This is a genomic window from Pseudomonas sp. PDM17, from assembly GCF_014851985.1.
GTDB lineage: Bacteria > Pseudomonadota > Gammaproteobacteria > Pseudomonadales > Pseudomonadaceae > Pseudomonas.
This window is the reverse complement of sequence record NZ_JACVAT010000007.1, coordinates 119,607-138,084: the sequence shown is the minus strand read 5'-3', so window position 1 is coordinate 138,084 and position 18,478 is coordinate 119,607. Positions and strand designations below refer to the sequence as shown.

Annotated in this window: 12 protein-coding genes; 2 read left to right on the top strand and 10 right to left on the bottom strand. The window is 63.2% G+C overall.

Annotated features, from left to right (window positions below; genetic code table 11):
* Positions 1-73: 73 nt before the first annotated feature.
* The 9 genes from IB256_RS24150 to metH all read right to left on the bottom strand — a co-directional run bounded on the left by IB256_RS24150 (position 74) and on the right by metH (position 13,930).
* A complete protein-coding gene (locus IB256_RS24150; RefSeq protein WP_192404405.1) occupies positions 74-1,435 on the bottom strand; it encodes an FAD/NAD(P)-binding protein in 1,362 nt (453 codons plus the stop codon).
* A 478-nt stretch (positions 1,436-1,913) separates the two neighbouring features.
* Positions 1,914-2,264, bottom strand: a complete 351-nt coding sequence (locus tag IB256_RS24140; protein ID WP_192295453.1) for a 50S ribosome-binding protein YggL — start codon at positions 2,262-2,264, stop codon at positions 1,914-1,916.
* Positions 2,265-2,380: 116 nt separating this feature from the next.
* Entirely contained in the window at positions 2,381-3,496 is a 1,116-nt protein-coding gene (locus tag IB256_RS24135; protein WP_192404403.1) for a fimbrial protein, read from the bottom strand.
* Positions 3,497-3,726: 230 nt separating this feature from the next.
* Complete coding sequence (locus IB256_RS24130) at positions 3,727-4,644, bottom strand: hypothetical protein (RefSeq protein ID WP_225601936.1); 918 nt, start codon at positions 4,642-4,644, stop codon at positions 3,727-3,729.
* Entirely contained in the window at positions 4,628-5,947 is a 1,320-nt protein-coding gene (locus IB256_RS24125; RefSeq protein ID WP_192404401.1) for a TolC family outer membrane protein, read from the bottom strand. Before IB256_RS24125 ends, IB256_RS24130 begins: the two co-directional genes overlap by 17 nt.
* Entirely contained in the window at positions 5,944-8,043 is a 2,100-nt protein-coding gene (locus tag IB256_RS24120) for a peptidase domain-containing ABC transporter (protein ID WP_192404399.1), read from the bottom strand. Before IB256_RS24120 ends, IB256_RS24125 begins: the two co-directional genes overlap by 4 nt.
* A gap of 2 nt (positions 8,044-8,045) precedes the next feature.
* Positions 8,046-9,248, bottom strand: a complete 1,203-nt coding sequence (locus tag IB256_RS24115; RefSeq protein WP_192404397.1) for an HlyD family secretion protein — start codon at positions 9,246-9,248, stop codon at positions 8,046-8,048.
* 183 nt (positions 9,249-9,431) lie between these two features.
* Positions 9,432-9,572, bottom strand: coding sequence for a hypothetical protein (locus IB256_RS24110; protein ID WP_192295458.1), 141 nt, complete (start codon positions 9,570-9,572; stop codon positions 9,432-9,434).
* A gap of 665 nt (positions 9,573-10,237) precedes the next feature.
* Positions 10,238-13,930, bottom strand: coding sequence for a methionine synthase (gene metH / locus IB256_RS24105; RefSeq protein ID WP_192404395.1), 3,693 nt, complete (start codon positions 13,928-13,930; stop codon positions 10,238-10,240).
* A gap of 171 nt (positions 13,931-14,101) precedes the next feature.
* Between metH and IB256_RS24100 the strand changes: the two genes are divergently transcribed.
* Complete coding sequence (locus IB256_RS24100; RefSeq protein WP_192404393.1) at positions 14,102-16,390, top strand: fatty acid cis/trans isomerase; 2,289 nt, start codon at positions 14,102-14,104, stop codon at positions 16,388-16,390.
* Positions 16,391-16,560: 170 nt separating this feature from the next.
* Positions 16,561-17,145 carry a Fe-S biogenesis protein NfuA gene (nfuA, locus tag IB256_RS24095; RefSeq protein ID WP_045208304.1) on the top strand — a complete coding sequence of 195 codons (585 nt, stop codon included), beginning with the start codon at positions 16,561-16,563 and terminating at the stop codon, positions 17,143-17,145.
* Positions 17,146-17,299: 154 nt separating this feature from the next.
* Here the strand turns inward: nfuA and IB256_RS24090 are convergent, their stop codons facing one another.
* Positions 17,300-18,469: an MFS transporter gene (locus IB256_RS24090; protein WP_192404391.1), complete on the bottom strand. Its 1,170-nt coding sequence runs from the start codon at positions 18,467-18,469 to the stop codon at positions 17,300-17,302.
* Between the last annotated feature and the right edge of the window lie 9 nt (positions 18,470-18,478).

The window sequence follows — 18,478 nt, the reverse complement described above, 5'->3', positions numbered from 1 at the left end:
CGCAAACCAGGGTGGGCGGGGAGGCCCGCCCTTATTGATGACACTGGGCTGGCCCTTGCGGGCCAGCTTCGTTTCAGGCCAGCAGCAGTTCGGCCAGGCGTGCGGCGTGCCCGCGCAGTTCCGGCACGGCGGTGGCTTCCCAGTGGCTGGCGCGCAGCATCGGGCTGAGCAGGTAGAGGTTCGGGTTTGCCTTGCCGCTCGCATCCAACAGACGGAAGCCGTCGTCAGTGTCCAGCCCCAGGCCTTGCCTGTCCTGGCGGATCACACCGCGATCCAGTAATCCGCTTAGCAGTGGTTCGTTCACGGCGCGCAGGTTGGTGCAGGGGCCGGTACAGTTGATCAGGTAGTCGAAGCGATGCTGTTGCGATTGCTTCGCTCCGCGATGGCGGATTTGCAGATCGATGCCGTTATCCGACGCTTTGGCCGCCAGCACCCGGCCGGCTTGCACGTGTAACTGTCCGCCGTCGCGCAGCTCGCTGATGCGCTGGGCTACCGGTGGCGCGGCGCGATGTCGGTGGACATCCCAGTAGGCCTGCAAATGGCGCAGGAAACGGCTGCGCTCGCGGTCATTCATTGCCTGCCAGAAGTGCGGCGTAGCAGGTCGCAACGCGGCGATCACGTCCCGCCAGTCGTGGCCGTCCTCGGCTGCCTGGCGGATCAACCTACGCAGGCCGCGCAACCGCTCGTTAAGACCCATTTGCGCAAGGAAGGCGTCGGGCAGTGCCGGCAACATGGGGTGGCTGGCATTGTCCCGGTGAGCATGGGGCAGCAACGCGCGGCGAGAAAGTGCCAGCAGCGGCCCGCTATGACCCTGGTCCTGAAGGGCCAACGCCATGTCGTACATGGTCAGTCCGGTACCCAGCAGCAGGACATTGGCATCGGATGGAATACGTTCCAGTGCGCCTGCCGTCCAGGGGTCGCGGAGATACTGCGGGGTGTTTTCAAGTGACTTGAGCGGACCGGGCGTGGCGGGGGAAAAGTTTCCGGTGGCGATGATCACCTTTCGGCTGTCCAGCAGCTGGCCGTCATCGAGCCGAAGGCGCAGGTGGTCACCCTGGTCGCTCAGCTCCAGTACTTGCTGGCAGAGGCTGCTGAAGCGCATGCCAGGTGCAGCTTCGGCGATAGCGTGGCCGAGGCGGTCCTGCAGGTAGTCACCGTAGAAACGGCGGGGGAGGAAGTCGCCCGGCTGCGCCTCAGGCATCTGCTTGCGGGCAAATTCGAGAAAATCTGAGGGCTGGTCAGGGGAAAGGCTCATGCGCTCAGCCGGGACATTGAGGATGTGGCTGGCCGAACGGGTGCCATAGGCCAAGCCACGTGCGAGGCGCCCGGAGCGATTGATCAGGCTGAGCCGTAGCGGCCCTTGTGCAGTGCGCAGCAACTGGATGGCCAGCGCCGTGCCGCAGAATCCGCTACCGATGATGGCGATGTGTTCCATGCAACCTGCTCCGTGTTTTGACCGGGGCAGGGTCGCAGAGGCAAGGCTTGCTGGCAATCGTGACCAGCGGGCGCCGGTAGGCGAGCCAGCGGAGTCCGCCAGGAGTGGTCGATGGGCTGCGCTACGGTGTCGATGACTGCGTTCACAGGTAGGGAAACCACCGCGACTTTCCTGCAGACGATGCTCATCCAACAGAACAGCGCGATCGGCGCGTAGCCGGTGCTGACGTTTCCCGTGAGTAGTTTGGCGTCTGCCTGCACGCCCTTGTACTAGGTGCCGTGGTTCAGCTGGGATCTTCGAGGCGAGTGATGAGTGTGCCGCAGCCCAAGAAGGTTCAGGCCAGGAGCAAGAGCAGCAGGAGTGGGTGCATGACAGCTTCCAGCGTTGGTTTCAGGTGCTGAACGATGCCGGCGAAGTTGGTATCAGGGGGAAGGACAAATAGGAAAAGGCGGCCAGGATGGCCGCCTTTCACTGCGCCTTACTCGAACAGGCCGTGCCAGCAGTCGCTCAGGTCGCCCAGTTCGAAGGACTTGGCCCAGGATTGCTTTTCCAGCCACAGGCGGGTGGTCTCGCGGTCGGCTTCGGTCAGGCTGCCAACGGCGTTCAGGCACAGGTAGCCGGTGAACTCACCGTCTTCGGTGGCGCCGCCGACGAAGACCCAGCCCTCGGACTCGACGAAGGCGATCCACTGATCCAACACATCATCCAGGTCGCCGCTGTAGTTCACTTCCAGACTGAAACCGAATTCCTGGAACTCGCCCAGGCGCAGTTTCTTCAGCAGGCGACGCTTGCGCGGCTTGGCCATCTGTTCGGGGGTGAGGTATTTCATGAGAGCTCCTTGGCATTCGTTGATCCGGCGACTGGCCCGGATCGGTGACAGCCGGACATCGTATCACGTCGTCCCCGTTATCCCTGATGCAAATGCTGATGACAGCTGCGCGGCTTTCAGAGATAGAACACTGTCAATTGCGCCGTGCCCCGGACCTTTCCTCCGGTGACCTGGGTCGCTGCGCCGGTGCGGTAGTAGGACACGTTCATCTTGATGGGCAGTGTCGTATTGCCCGATGTCGGGCTGTAGTTCGCTACGGTGTAACTGGAATCGCCGAAGCGAACGGGCGCCGTATTGGCTTCGTTGGTGATCCGCAGGCCGACACCTTTGGCCATGTCTGCGCCAGTGGCGTTCTGGAATGTGCCGTCGGTTGCGCTGATGATCGTTCCAATGGGGTCGAGTTGGTACTTGATACTGTTCATGCCGGCCGGACAGTTCTGCAGGGTAAACTGGAAGGGTTTGGTCCTGACGCTGGTGGCGTCGGTGAAGTCGCTTTTTTTCGCGGTATCCAGAGTGACGTTGGCCCCGACTGCGGTGCAGCTCAAGGCCTGGAATGCTACGGGGCTGATGACGTAGTTGCGGCTGCCGGCAGCGGTGGAGAAGGTACCATCGGTTACCTGTGCGGAGTTGCTCATCGTGAAGGTTGGCACTGTCCCGGCAGTAATCCTGCCTGTCTGGATCAGGCGAAACCTCAGCTGGGCGCCAAATGAATAACTGCCTGACTGCAAGTTGTCACACCATCGATAACTGTAAGGCGTCGAACCTGATCCGGAGCCCCAGGGGTTCCAGCCATTGGCGCCACCGCTCTGGTCGCAGTAGTTGCCGCCGGTATAGAGACGGAATCCATAGACGATGCCGACGCCCTGCACGCTGGTATTGAAAACCTTGTAGGTTATTCCTCCTTCGCTGTAGCTCCCGGCCTGCGCCATGGTGGGGAACTTGATACCTATACCTCCCTTCGTGCTGTTGCTGAGCGTGCAGGTATAGATATTGGTCGCTGCCTCTCCTGTTACCCAGTTCGAAAGCGGAGCCATCGAAGCGCTGTTGTCGCGTGGAACGGATATGGGACCGGGGAATGTAAAGTTTTCAGCGCCTGTGCCGTTGAATGTGCAAGTAGCGGCAGCCAAGGCGTTCTGGCCCCAGAAAAACACGGCTAGCGCCAGAGCGCAGATTGCCGTACGTGACCATGATCGGGTGTAGGTGCGCCAGTGGGTAAGCTGCCTCGGGTTCATGCTGATTCTCCTGCGTGCATGGCTGCGCAATAGATAAATGTTCCGTTTGATTCGAACGAAGGCATTCGATGGCCTCCGACATCCAGGGGAACTTGCGTTCTCTCCGGGAGAGTCCGGTGACGACCTCAATCAGGAGATGATTACCGCAGTGCTCGTTTGCGGTCTGTCTGAGAAGTAGTCCTGCATATAAGGAAATTTCCCGAAGTTGTGTTGTGCTTGGACTGGCCCGGTCATTTGCGAGGGGCGAAGCCGTAACGAGATGGATGGTCTGCCAGGATCCAGTTCGGATACGCACGCTGGTAAGCTGCCTCGATGCAGTCTGCAACGCGTTGCGGCGCATCCTTGCAGGCAAGCTCGATGGGGTCGAACAGATGGTGGCCGAATCGGCCCTTCGAAAAGGTCAGGTGGAAGCAGAGCATTACCGCGTTGACATGGCTGCCAATGCTGAAGACGCCTCGGTGCAGGCGCGCGGGGCGCCGGAGTAGCACCACTTCCACGGTTTCCATTGGGTAGCGCTGCATCATGTAGGGCGGTACGTCGCTGAACAGCACGGCGATGCCTTCCTGCCGCAGGGCGCGCATCACGCGCAGCCCCAGCCCGGAACGATTGTTCTCGTCATAGGTATGCAGGATGCGCAAGCCGGGAATCAGGATGTCCTCCCTGTGGCCGTAGGCTTCCCTCGGGCTGCCGGAGACGAGGGCGAGCTCCGCCAGACCCAGCGTGGCGCGCAAGGCGTCGACCACGTAGATGTTGGCGTACTCGGAAACGTAGTGGAACGGCGAAATAATGACCGGCCGGCCGGGAAGATCGCTCTGGAGCCTGCGGGTGGCAGCGGCCAGCTCCTGAGCTGCTGCCTCCAGTTCCGGCCAATGATTGCCCCGGTTGTAGAGCCTTCCCAGGTGCATGCGGCGATCGATCATTTGCTCGATCTCCTCACTGGCCATGGTGCGCCAGGCATCGGCGCGAGTCAGCGCAGCGCTGTCGGCGCCCCATTCGTAGCGCAACCGTCCTTTCCAGCGAGCACGCCTGCTGAAGATGCTGCGCAGGCCCCAGGACAGCAGGGCGACACGCTCCAGACCGAGCGCCGACGAGGCCAGCAGCCAGCGGTCCTGCCAGCGCGGTTTGGGGGCCTCAGCTGGTGGAGGCATCGGCAGTCAACCAGTCGTCGAGCAATTGGATGTCCCCCAGGTTGAGGGAAGCGACTTCGGCCTTCAGGGCCAGGAAGGCCGAGAGCATTTCGTAATTGGCCTTCGCCTGCTCACCGCGGCTGGCAAAAAGCACTTCCTGGGCGCGCAGTACGTCCAGGTTCGTGCGGCTTCCGGCCTGGTAGCCCTTGCGGGTTGCCGCCAGCGATGACGCGTTGAGACGAACGATCTCGCTCAGTGCCTGACTTCGGTCACGCGCCCAGTTGAAGCGCTGGAACCACTCCCGAGTATCCGCCGTCGATTTCCGGGTTGCCCCCAATAGGCGATTCTCTGCCTTTTCCTCTTCCGCCAGGGTCTGGCGCAGGCGAGCGCGGTTTGCGCCGCCCGTGAACAGAGGTGCAGATATTGTGAGCATCGCGCTATTGGTGGTGGTGGGTTCGGAGTAGCCGGCAGCCGCGCCGGAGGGCGCATGGCTGGCGCTCAGGTTGATAACGGGGTAGCGCTGGGCGCGGGCTTTCTCGCTGTCCTCGCTGGCGTTGCGCACCTCGAGTTTCCCCAGTTGCACGGAGTAACTGGAGGTTTCGGCTTGACGCACCCACTGTTGCAGGCTCCTGGCTTTCAACCAGGGTTTTGTGCGGCTCAGGTTTATCTTTGCGGGTGGAGTGACGTCGCGGCCGGTCAGGGTCTCCAGGACGCGTCGGCGCGAGTCCAGGTTGCGCAGAGCATCCTGCTGGCGCAGTTGAGCCTCACTCAGGCGTGACCGGGCCTCCTGCACGTCGATCAGTGTCGCCTCTCCGCCAGCCTGCAGTTTCACGGTCAGGGCATGTTGTTCGCTGACAGCGCTAAGGTAGTCGGATGCGCGGGACTGCTCCTGAGCCGCGGCCAGCAAGTCGAAATAGGCGTTGGCGCTTCGTAGCACCAGTGCCTGCCAGGCACTGGCGTATTCGAGTTCTGCCTTGGCGCTGGCGATGTCGGCCTGGCGGAGAGCGACCCAGCGCTCCCAGTCGAATACGGGTTGAGTCAGGGTGATCATCCAGCCGTTCTGCCAGTACCTGGTGGTGGGCTGGTTGTCGGTCGTGATCTGGTTGTAGGTTCGCCCCCAGCCGCCATCGAGCCTAGGCAGGAGGGCGGCCCTGGCGATCGGAACCTCTTCACGGCCAATGGCGATCTCCGAGTTCGCCGCAGAGAGTTCGGCATCGTGGACCAGGGCATCGTTGACCACCGACAGCAACTCGCCGGAGGAGGCGCCGGGCGGAGCGAGGGCTAGGCACATTCCCAGCGGGATGAAGAGCTTTGCCAGGGTCATGCGAGCCCTTCCTCTTGCCGGACACGCCGCCGCAGCGTGCCGTCGATCAGCTGATAGCTGTGCTTGAAGAAGGTCGCCAGGGACAGATCGTGGGTGATGACAATGAGCGTGCGCTCCAGGCGCTGGAGCAAGGCGGCGATGTGCGCCACCGACACGGGGTCGAGGTTGGAGGTGGGTTCGTCGAGCAGAAGCACTTCGGCGTCCTGGTACAGCGTGCGTGCCAGCAGCAGTCGCTGGCGCTGGCCGGCGGAGATGTTCGCGATCGAGTCGCTGATCACCGTCTGGGTGCGCATCGGCAATTGCATGACGTCGTCCAGCAGGCCGACGTCCTTGAGCAGCTGGTTGATTCGGTTGTGGTCAGGGTTGGCGCCGAACAGGGATATGTTGTCGGCGATACTGCCATTGAGGATCAGGTCGCCCTGGCGCATCTGGGTCATGTGCTGGCGGATTTCGTCGACGGCGAGATTGGCGTAGCTCACGCCGTTCAGGCGAATCTCGCCCTGTTGCACCGGTTCGGCTGCGCAGAGGAGTTTGAATAGGGTGGATTTTCCAACACCCGAAGGGCCGACGATGGCGATCTTGTCGCCTCGCTGGATGTCCAGCGTCACTCCCGACAGGACAGTACGGTCGGATAGGCCGTAGCTGAAGTTCAGGTCGCGCACCACGATGGAATCCAGGCGCTGGAGCTCCGCCGTCCTGCCGATCTGTTCGGTCAGCCCATAGCGTTCCGGCTCGTGCTCCACGATGTCGGCTACGCGCTGTACTGGCACGCTCAGCATGAAGCGGCCGAACAAGGCGTTGATCGATTGTGCCAGCCGCTCCGAGGCCAGGGACTTGTAGATCATGAAGGAATAGAAAACGCCCACGGAAATCCTGCCGTCGAGCATCAGTCCAGCAGCCAGCCAGGTGATGGCGATCACGTCGGCGTATTCCACCAGCTTCAGCACGGCATCGCGCGTCGCCGTCAGTTTGGCGCTGTGCAATGCCGCTGCGGCATTGGCGCGGAACTTCGCCATGAAGATCGCGGTACGGCGGGTTTCGCCGCAGGCCAGCTTGATCAGCGAGGCACCCCGTATGGTTTCGATCAGGGTGTCGTCACACTGGGCGGAACGCTCCAGAACCAGCATGTGAGCGTCGCGCATCGGGACGTAGAGGGCGAACGCGGTGCCCAGGTACAGGGCGAATATTGTCAGGGCGACGCCGGCGAGCAGCGTGCTCTGTATCAGCATGAGGGCTATCGCCAGGCCGGCGACTACCAGGTCGATGCGCAGCGCGAAGCTGGTCCGGACGGCGTAGTCGTTGATTTCCTCCTGGGATTTCAGGCGGGCGAACAGGTCACCGACGTTGCGTTTCTCGAAGTATGAAATCGGGTTACGCAGGAGTTGCCCGATCAGCCCCTGGGTCACGTTGACGCTGACCAGTGTTCCCGCCAGGGCCACGAGGTAGGACTGGATGAACTTGCTGAAGGCACCGATGGCGAAAATGCTGGTGAAGGTGACGGCTAGGATGTGCAGCAGGTTGCGATTGTCGCTGGTCACCACATGGTCGAGGACCAGATTGCCGAAGTAGGGCAGGGTGAGGATTGCGAACTGTCCGCCAATGGCTACGAACATGAGCTTGGCGATGTGCCCGCGAAGCTGCGGATTCAGCGCATGAACCCTGGTCAATGCGCCGGGCACGCGGGAGTGGGCACGAATGCTCGGCAGCTGGGGTGTCGGCGAGCATTCGAGCAGGTAGCCCGAGACGTTTGCCATGAACATCTCCAGCGTCAGGCGCCGTCGCCCCGAGGCCGGGTCGATGACCACCACATGGCTGCGCCGGAACTTCTCGAACACCACAAAGTGGGCACCACCGAAATGCAGGATCGAGCCGGGCTTGATGTTGGTCAGGTCGCTGGCGTCGAACTGGAAGGGCTGCACGGCGAGGCCGAAGTCGGTGGCCACATCGTACAGGTCCATCAAAGTCAGGCCGTTGGCCGACAGCGGGCGGCGCGCTGTTATTTCACGCACGTCGGTTGCTCGCCCCAGATGGGTCAACACCATTGCCAGGCAGGCATAGCCGCAGTCCGCGACTTCGTTCTGGTAGATGATCCGCACGATCAGCCCCGGATCATCTGGAACAGTGGCTCGAGCACCCACTCGGCGATGGTTCTGCGTTCGATGACCACGCTGGCGGTGCCGCGCATGCCGGGAAGGATGCGCAGGGGCGCGCGGGATGGGCCGAAGGTGGCGCCGGAGAGCGTTGCCCAGGCCATGTAATTGTTGGTCTCCGCCGGTTTGCTGGATGCCGGTGCCGGGGTGTTCTCGCTCTTGTTCATGGCCGTGTCGGAAATGGATTCGATACTTGCCGGCAGGGCGCCAAAGCGAGCGTAGGGATACGCGTCGAGCTTGAGGCGGACGATCTGGCCTTCCCTGATGAAGCCGCGCTGCCGCGACGGAATGCTCAGGGCAGCCACCAGGGGTTGGTTGGAGCCGGTGTTGATGACCAGTGCGACGTCTTCGGCCTCTAGCGTGTGGCCGGCGACAAGGCTGGAAAAGGTGACGATGCCCGCGTGCGGAGCGAAGATGATGGCATTCTGGCGCGCAGCCTCGAAGCGCAGACGAATGTCTTGTATTTCGCGAGCGAGTTGGGTGTCCAGTTCCCGTTGCTGCACCTTCAACTCGAGGTTGCTGCCCCGCAGCGTCTCGATCTCGCTCAGCAGCGACTGGCGTCGCGCATCGCCCTGGGCGACATCGGCGGCGCTCTGGTTGGCCTGTAGGCGTGCCTGCTCGACCCGTTCGAGGACCACATAGTCGGCCAGGCCTTCCAGCCGCCCTAGAGCTCTCTGCGAATCCTCGGCCATTTGCCGGGTGCGCAGTTGCTGCCGGTCGATGGCCTGCAGCTCCAATTCACGAGCATTTCCCGTACGTTCGGTGGCCTCGAGGCGGGCGGCCAGGGCGGCGCGCCGGTCGTCATGCTGCGTGGTGGCGGTCGCGATCTGTTCATCGCGCATGGCCTCGTCGAAGCGGGGACGGGGTGTGCCGTCGCTCGAAAGGGTGAAGTCCCGGGCAAGCTGGAAGAGCGGCTGTCCCTGGTGCACCTGCTGGCCGTTCACGACTTGCGGATTGGTCACCAGTCCGGAGAGTCCTTTGATCTTGATCTCGGATGGCGAGACGATTTCGCAGGGAACGTCGCGCTTGAGTTCAACCTCCTGGAAGAACGCAAAGACGATGCCCGCTGCCACTACCGTCGAACTGGAATAGGCGATCCAGCGCCAGGATATATCGGTGAAACGGGGCAGTTTCTCGGCTTGGATACTCATGGGGCGGCCTGGATGGTGGTGGTTCCGTGGATACTTTCGATGTGGGTTGGAGTGAAGGCGCTACCCGAAAATTTGTCGGGCAGCGCCGCGTGACTGACGATGCAGGACAGGGGTATCGCTCGCCGGCCGGCGTCGGGGACATTTCAGGCCGCGCTTGCGCCGTCGTCTCTGGCCGTCACGAAGTTAGCGGCTGCTGTTCAGACCGCCGCTTCCACCGCCACTGGGCGGAACGGGAGCCGGGCAAGGAGCCGGTTTTTTCTTGGATTTACAGCAGCCGCCGGAAAGTTCGGAGTTGATCAGTTGGTCGCGATCGAGCTTTTTCATTGTTCGGTTTCCTTGATTGCTTAATGGGTGTGGTTGCTGTCGCTTTGTAGGTGTGATGGCTGGTTGTTGTATTTCCTCTGGATGTTGGATTTGCTGGCGTTTCGAATAGGCGGCTTCGATAGGCTCATGGGGTTGCTGCTTGGCTGGATGGGGAGCTCTGATGGGCGACGGGTTTCAATATTCAAGGAAGAGCTGAACTTCTTCAGTGCGCTCAAATAGTTTTCGAAGCTGCGCTCTTGGCGGGCGAATCCGGATGGTTTCACCCGGTATGTGTGGGATCAATAGGAATTGAATTGTGTTGTTGAGTGAATATTCCGAGCCATTAATGCCTGGGTGGGTGCGTATTTGAAGGAGGGTTTTCAGTTTTAAATTTAAGCAGTGAGGCCTGTTGTCGATGGGCTTCAGGAAAAGAAGGTGTGAATTGGTATGGAAAGGAATTTGTAAGTTTCCGAAGTTTGCAGGTGCAGGTTGCGGAAACTTGAATAGAAGAAAAGAGAAAGGCAGGGGACGCCGTGAGCAGCAGGCTTTCGCTGTCCGGGAGAAGGTGGGGAATAGGGGGGTGAATCAGGGACGTTCGGAGGAGCAGGGCGTTTCCTTCCTTCGAAGGAGCACGCCTGGCCAGGGCGTCAGGGTTCCCTGGCCAGGGGTGTCAGTTGTCGGCGGACCTAGTTGTCATACCCCAGGTTCGGCGACAGCCAGCGTTCGCTGGTGGTGATTTCCTGGTCCTTGCGCGCGCTGTAGCGTTCGATCTGGTCCTTGTCGACCTTGCCCACGGCGAAGTACTGCGCCTGCGGGTGGGCGAAGTACCAGCCACTGACGGCGGCGGCGGGGAACATGGCGTAGTGCTCGGTCAGGGTTACGCCTGACAGACCTTTCGGATCGAGCAGCTTGAACAGCGTGCCTTTCTCGGTATGGTCCGGGCAGGCCGGGTAGCCGGGCGCCGGGCGGATGCCGACGTACTGCTCCTTGATCAGCGCCTCGTTGTCCAGGTGCTCCTCGGGCTGGTAGCCCCAGTAGTCCTTGCGCACACGCTGGTGCAGCCATTCGGCGCAGGCTTCGGCAAGGCGGTCGGCCAGGGCCTTGACCATGATCGCGTTGTAGTCGTCGCCCTTGGCCTCGTAGGCCTTGGCCACTTCCTCGGCGCCGATGCCGGCGGTGGTGATGAAGCCGCCGACGTAGTCCTTCACGCCGCTGTCCTTCGGTGCGACGAAGTCGGCCAGGCTGAAGTTCGGCTTGCCGTCGGGCTTGATGGTCTGCTGGCGCAGGTGGTGCAGGGTAGCCAGCTTGTGGCCATCGTCACCGTAGACTTCCAGGTCGTCGTGGTGCACCTGATTGGCCGGCCAGAAGCCGAAGACTGCCTTGGCGCGAATGAGCTTCTCGCCGATGAGCTTCTTCAGCATCGCCTGGGCGTCGTTGAACAGGCTGGTGGCCGCTTCGCCCACGACTTCGTCGGTGAGGATGCGCGGGTACTTGCCGGCCAGGTCCCAGGAGATGAAGAACGGCGTCCAGTCGATGTATTCGGCCAGCACGTTGAGGTCGATGTCGTCCAGCACCTTGACGCCGGTGAAGCTCGGCACCGGCGGCTGGTAGCCGGCCCAGTCGAACTTCGGCTTGGCGGCGATGGCCTGCTCGTAGCTCAGGCGTTCGGTGCGCGCGCTGCGGTTGGCGGTGCGCTCGCGAACCTCCGCGTACTCCTCGCGCAGCTTGCGGGTGTACTCGGGCTTCATTTCCCTGGACAGCAGGGTGGTCGCCACGCCCACTGCGCGGGAGGCGTCGGTCACGTAGACCACGGCGTCGTTGCTGTACTGCGGGTCGATCTTCACCGCAGTGTGCGCCTTGGAGGTGGTGGCACCGCCGATCAGCAGCGGCAGGCTGAAGTTCTGCCGCTGCATTTCCTTGGCGACATGGACCATTTCGTCCAGCGACGGGGTGATCAGGCCGGACAGGCCGATGATGTCGCACTTCTGCTCGCGGGCGGTCTGCAGGATCTTCTCGGCCGGGACCATCACGCCCAGGTCGACGATGTCGTAGCCGTTGCAGCCCAGCACCACGCCGACGATATTCTTGCCGATGTCGTGCACGTCGCCCTTCACCGTGGCCATGAGGATCTTGCCCTTGGCCTCGGGCTTGTCGCCTTTCTCGGCTTCGATGAAGGGGATAAGGTGGGCCACCGCCTGCTTCATCACGCGGGCGGACTTCACCACCTGCGGGAGGAACATCTTGCCGGCGCCGAACAGGTCGCCGACCACGTTCATGCCGTTCATCAGCGGGCCCTCGATGACCTCGATGGGGCGCGCGCATTTCTGCCGGCACTCCTCGGTGTCCTCGACGATGAAGGTGGTGATGCCCTTGACCAGCGCGTGCTCCAGGCGCTTCTCGACGCTGAGGCTGCGCCACTCTTCGTCTTCCACTTCCTTGACCGCGCCGCCGCCCTTGTAATTGTCGGCGATGGCCAGCAGCGCCTCGGTGGCGTCCGGGCTGCGGTTGAGCACCACGTCCTCGACCTTGTCGCGCAGTTCCTGCGGGATCTCGTCGTAGATCTCCAGCTGGCCGGCGTTGACGATGCCCATCGTCAGGCCGTTCTGGATGGCGTAGTAGAGGAACACCGAGTGGATCGCCTCGCGCACCGGGTTGTTGCCGCGGAACGAGAAGGACACGTTGGACACCCCGCCCGAAGTCAGGGCGTAGGGGAGGTTGTCGCGGATATAGGCGCAGGCCTCGATGAAGTCGACCGCATAGTTGTTGTGTTCCTCGATGCCGGTGGCGACCGCGAAGATGTTCGGGTCGAAGATGATGTCTTCCGGCGGGAAGCCCACTTCGTTGACCAGGATGTCGTAGGAGCGCTGGCAGATTTCTTCCTTGCGCGCCTGGGTGTCGGCCTGGCCGGCTTCATCGAAGGCCATCACCACCACCGCAGCGCCATAACGCTTGCACAGGCGGGCGTGGTGCTTGAACTGCTCGACGCCTTCCTTCATGGAGATAGAGTTGACGATGCCCTTGCCCTGGATGCACTTCAGGCCTGCCTCGATCACTTCCCACTTGGAGGAGTCGATCATGATCGGCACGCGGGAGATGTCCGGCTCGGAGGCGATCAGGTTGAGGAACCGGACCATGGCGGCCTTCGAGTCCAGCATGCCCTCGTCCATGTTGATGTCGATCACCTGGGCGCCGGCTTCCACCTGCTGTTGCGCCACTTCCAGCGCTTCGGCGTAGTTTTCCTCGCGGATCAGCCGGGCGAACTTGGCCGAGCCGGTGATGTTGGTGCGCTCGCCGACGTTCACGAACAGCGAATTGCGGTCGATGGTGAACGGCTCGAGGCCGGACAGGCGACAGGCGCGGGGGATTTCCGGAATCGCGCGCGGGGCGTACTTGGCCACGGCCTTGGCGATGGCTTCGATGTGCCCCGGCGTGGTGCCGCAGCAACCGCCGATGATATTGAGGAAGCCCGATGCGGCGAATTCTTCCACGACCACGGCCATTTCCGCCGGGGTCTCGTCGTATTCGCCGAAGGCGTTGGGCAGGCCGGCGTTGGGGTGCGCGGAGACGTGGGTCGCGGCCTTGGTCGACAGCTCTTCCAGGTAGGGGCGCAGCTCTTTCGCGCCGAGGGCGCAGTTCAGGCCGACGGAGATCGGGTTGGCGTGGCTCACCGAGTTCCAGAAGGCTTCGGTGGTCTGGCCCGACAGGGTGCGGCCGGAGGCGTCGGTGATGGTGCCGGAGATCATGATCGGCAGCTCGACGCCCAGTTCTTCATAGACGCCCTGCACGGCGAAGATCGCCGCCTTGGCGTTGAGGGTGTCGAAGATGGTCTCGATCAGGATCAGGTCCGCGCCGCCCTCGATCAGGCCGCGGGTCGATTCGCTGTAGTTCTCTACTAGTTCGTCGAAGGTGACGTTGCGGAAACCGGGGTCGTTGACGTCCGGGGAGATCGAGCAGGTGCGGCTGGTCGGGCCGAGGACGCCGGCGACGAAGCGCGGGCGGTCCGGGGTTTCGGCGGTCTTGGCGTCGGCCACTTCACGGGCCAGGCGCGCGCCCTCGACGTTCATCTCGTAGGCCAGCTCCTGCATGTCGTAGTCGGCCTGGGACACGCGGGTGGCGTTGAAGGTGTTGGTCTCGAGGATATCGGCGCCGGCGTCGAGGTAAGCCTTCTCGATGGCCTGGATGACGTCCGGGCGGCTGAGCAGCAGCAGGTCGTTGTTGCCCTTCACGTCGCTCGGCCAGTCGGCGAAGCGTGCGCCACGGTAGTCCTCTTCCTGCAGCTTGTAGCTCTGGATCATGGTGCCCATGCCGCCATCGAGGATCAGGATGCGCTCCTTGAGGGCTTGCTGGAGGGCTTGCAGGCGTGCGGCACGGTCGATCATTGGAATTCTCGGAAAAAGGCGTGACGAAAGGTCGCTGATGATAACAAAGCTGCAGGAAATTTGACCGGGCGCGGTTTTACATGAAGATTCCTCATGTTCCGCCTTTGGTTGGAGCGCATTGCGCCGGCACTCCCGCTAGAATCCGCTCCATCCTGATGTCCGGAGTCCTTCATGTCCCTGCGAGCCCGTTTCACGTTGCTCATCGCATCCCTGGCGTTTTCGGCGCAGGCCCTGGCGGGAGGGCTGTCCTACACCAAGGACATCCAGCCGATCTTCACCGAGAAATGCGTGGCCTGCCATGCCTGCTATGACTCGCCTTGCCAGCTCAACCTGACAGCTGCCGAAGGCGCGCAGCGCGGGGCGAACAAGCTGCCGGTCTACGACGGTGGACGCAGCAAGGCGCAGGACCCGACGCGGCTGTTCCTCGACGCCCAGGGCGCGGATGCCTGGCGGCGCAAGGACTTCTGGTCGGTGCTCGACGGCCGCGGCAGCCAGGCGGCGCTGATGGCGCGGATGATCGACCTCGGACACGAGCATCCGCTGGTGCCCAACGCGAAGATTCCCGACGGGCTGGACCTGTCGATCAACCGCACCAACCAGTGCCCGACACCCGATTCCATCGACGACTTCGTCGCCAAGAATCCCCGCAGTGGCATGCCGTTCGCCGTTACCGGCCTGAGCGACAAACAGCTGTCGACTATCAAGACCTGGCTGGCTCAGGGCGCACCGGTGGACGAAAAGGCCTGGCAGCCGGGCGCCGGCGAGGCTGCGCAGATCGCCGACTGGGAAGCCTTCCTGAACCAGCCCGGCGCGCGCCAGAGCCTGGTGCAGCGCTGGATCTACGAGCACCTGTTCCTCGCTCACCTGTACTTCACCGAACGCGGCGAGCCGGGGCATTTCTTCCAGTTGGTGCGTTCGCGCACGCCCAGCGGTCAGCCCATCGACCCCATTGCCACGCGCCGGCCCAACGACGATCCGGGCAATACCTTCTACTACCGCCTGTGGCCCATCCAGGGCGTGATCGTGCACAAGACGCACATTACCTATCCGCTCAACGAGGCACGCCTCAAGCGCAACCAGGAGCTGTTCTACGGCAGCGACTGGAACACCGACAAGGTGCCGGGCTATGGCCTGCAGCACCGCGCCAATCCCTTCGTGACCTTCGAGGCGATCCCGGCGCGGGCGCGCTACCAGTTCATGCTGGATAACGCCGAGTACTTCGTCCGTACGTTCATCCGCGGACCGGTATGCCGCGGGCAGATCGCCACCGACGTGATCCGCGATAACTTCTGGGCGCTGTTCCAGGACCCGGATCACGACCTCTACGTCACCGACCCGAAATTCCAGCGCCAGGCCTCGCCGCTGCTGGCGCTGCCGGGGCAGATCGATGACGTGGGCGCGATGCTGTCCCAGTGGCGCTCCTACCGCGACAAACGCAACCAGTACGAAGAGCTGCGCCAGGACGTCTACGACGATGCGCCGACGCCGACCTGGGCCGATATCTGGGCCGGCAACGACAATGCCGTGCTGAGCATCTTCCGCCAGTACGACAGCGCTTCGGTGCGCAAGGGCCTGATCGGCGGCGTGCCACAGACCATCTGGTGGCTCGACTACCCGCTGCTGGAGCGCACCTACTACGGGCTGGTGGTGAACTTCGACGTGTTCGGCAACGTCGCCCATCAGGCGCAGACGCGGTTGTACTTTGACCTGATCCGCAACGGCGCCGAGCAGAACTTCCTGCGCCTGATGCCTGTCGGCGCACGCAAGAAGCTGCTCGACGACTGGTACCAGAACAGCGGGAAAATCAAGATGTGGGCCGACTACTACAGCAATGACAGTGACCAGCCGACCGGCCTGTTCCTGCCGGAAAAGGGCGCCAAGCTGGCCTTCGCCAAGCAGTTGCTGAAGAACTACGTGGCACTCAATGCGCGACCCGACCCGATCAACCTTTGTGAGAATGGTGCCTGCTACCGCAACACCGTGGCGGCGCCGCTGCAGGACGCCGAACAGGCCTTCAGCCGACTGGTCAGCCGTCCGGCCGCCGGGTTGCCGGTGATCGACCAGTTTCCCGAGGCGACCATCCTGCGTGTGGAACTGCCGGACGGGCAGCGCGAGATCTACACCGTGCTGCGCAACCGCGCGCACAGCAACGTCGCTTTCATTGCGGGCGAATCCCTGCGCTACCAGCCGGGGCTGGACACCCTGACCATCTACCCCGGCGTGCTGTCGAGCTACCCGAACTTCATGTTCAATCTGAAGGCCGCCGAGGTGAGCGATTTCGTCGCCGCGCTGGAGCAGGTGAAGAGTGCGACGGACTTCGAGAAGGTCGCCGACCGCTGGGGCATCCGCCGCAGCCACCCGCAGTTCTGGTTCTACTTCCACGACCTGGACGCCTACCTGCGTGAAACCGAGCCGGTGGAGGCGGGCGTGCTGGACATGAACCGCTACGAGAACCTCTGACCGGTACGCTCTTTGTAGGAACGGCCATGCCCTTGATCGCGGGCATGGCCCGCTCCTGCAGGGAGTTACCTGCTGTCGATCCAGCTGCGAATTATTCCTACTAAAACGGTAGGGCTTTATCCTTCATCCCCGAATGGCGTAAACTGGCGCCACGTTTGCGAGGAGTTGCCATGAGCGCTATCACCATCACCGAAGCCGCACAGGATTACCTGGCCGAGCTGCTGTCCAAGCAGGACACTCCCGGCATCGGCATTCGCATCTTCATCACCCAGCCGGGCACCCAGTACGCCGAAACCTGCATCGCCTACTGCAAGCCGGGCGAGCAGAAGCCGGAAGACACCCCGGTCGGCCTGAAAGCCTTCACCGCCTACATCGACGCCATCAGCGAGCCGTTCCTGGACGACGCCGTGGTCGATTACGCCACCGACCGCATGGGCGGCCAGCTGACCATCAAGGCGCCCAACGCCAAGGTGCCGATGGTCAACGAAGACAGCCCGATCACCGAGCGTATCAACTACTACCTGCAGACCGAGATCAACCCAGGGCTTGCCAGCCACGGCGGCCAGGTGAGCCTGGTGGACGTGGTCGAGGACAACATCGCCGTGCTGCGTTTCGGCGGCGGTTGCCAGGGCTGCGGCGCGGTCGAGATGACCTTGAAGGATGGCGTCGAGAAGACCCTGATCGAGCGTATCCCGGAGCTGAAAGGCGTGCGTGACGTCACCGACCACAGCAACCGCGAGAACGCCTACTACTGAGCCGGCGTCTGGCAGCGAAAAGGCGACCTTCGGGTCGCCTTTTTTGTGGTCGGATTTCCACGGCGTCGTAGGTCGAACAACGCCCCAGGCGTTTTGGTGCCCGGATGTACTGTAGGAGCGGGCCATGCCCGCGAACAGCGCCTGCAAGGCGCCTTCACGGTGTAACTGCCAGCTCCCGCCGTCCCGACCAGACCATCACCAGCGCCACCAGCAGCACCGGCCATACCAGCAGGTTCACCGCGCTCCAGCCGACGCTGGTGATCAGCGCACCGGAACTGAAGGACATCAGCGCCGCCAGGCTGCCATTGCCCAGCTCCATCAGGCCCTGCGCATGGCCGCGTTCCTGTGGTGAATGGCCAAAGGCAAGCAGCGTGGTGCCCGCCACCAGCATCAGGTTCCAGCCCATGCCCAGCAGCAGCGAGCTGAACAGGAACTGCGCCACCGACTGCCCGCTCAGGGCCACCGCCGCGCTCACCGCCAGCAACGCCATGCCGACCCAGGCCACCCGGCGCCCGCCCAATCTGTCTACCAGCGGACCGGCGACGAAGGCGGGCAGGAACATCCCCAGCACGTGCCACTGGATCACACTCACCGAACGCTCCAGCGGCAGCCCGCAGAAGCTCATCGCCAGCGGCGTGGCGTTCATGATCAGGATCATCAGCCCGTGGCCGGCTGCGGTGCAGACCATGGCCGCGCGGACCGCCGGGCGCGCCAGCAGCTCGCGCATCACCTTCCAGCCTCCGGTGGATGGCGCGGGCGCCGCACCCTCCGGCAGACGGCTGAGCACGGCGATGGCGACCAGCGCCAGGACGGTGATCGCCAGATAGGAACCCACGAAAGGAGCGGGCAGGGCGTTGCGCGACCACAGGGCGAGGCTCGGCGCCAGCAGTGCCGCGAGCACCCCGCCGCCGATCACGTAGGCCGTGGCGCGGCCCTTGTGGGTTTCATCGACCGCTTCCAGTGCGGCAAAGCGGTAGTACATCGCCGACGCCTGGTACGCGCCGATGGGCAGCGCGCCGAGACAGAACAGCAGGAAGTCCGCCAGCCACACACCCAGCGCGCAGAGCAAGCCGCCGAGCACGCCGCAGGCCGCGCCCAGCAACAGGCCGCGCCGGCGCCCGTGGCGCTGCATGAACAGCGACAGCGGCTGCACCGCCAGCAGATTGCCCAGCACCAGGACCGCCAGCGGCAGCGTCGCCAGGCTGTTGAGCGGAGCGAGCTGGGCGCCCACCAGCGAGGTGAGGGTGATGCCGATCAGCGAGCAGGACCAGTACAGCGCCTGGCTGGTGAACAGCAGGCGGATTGCCGGGGTGCGCAGCAGCATGGTCCGTCC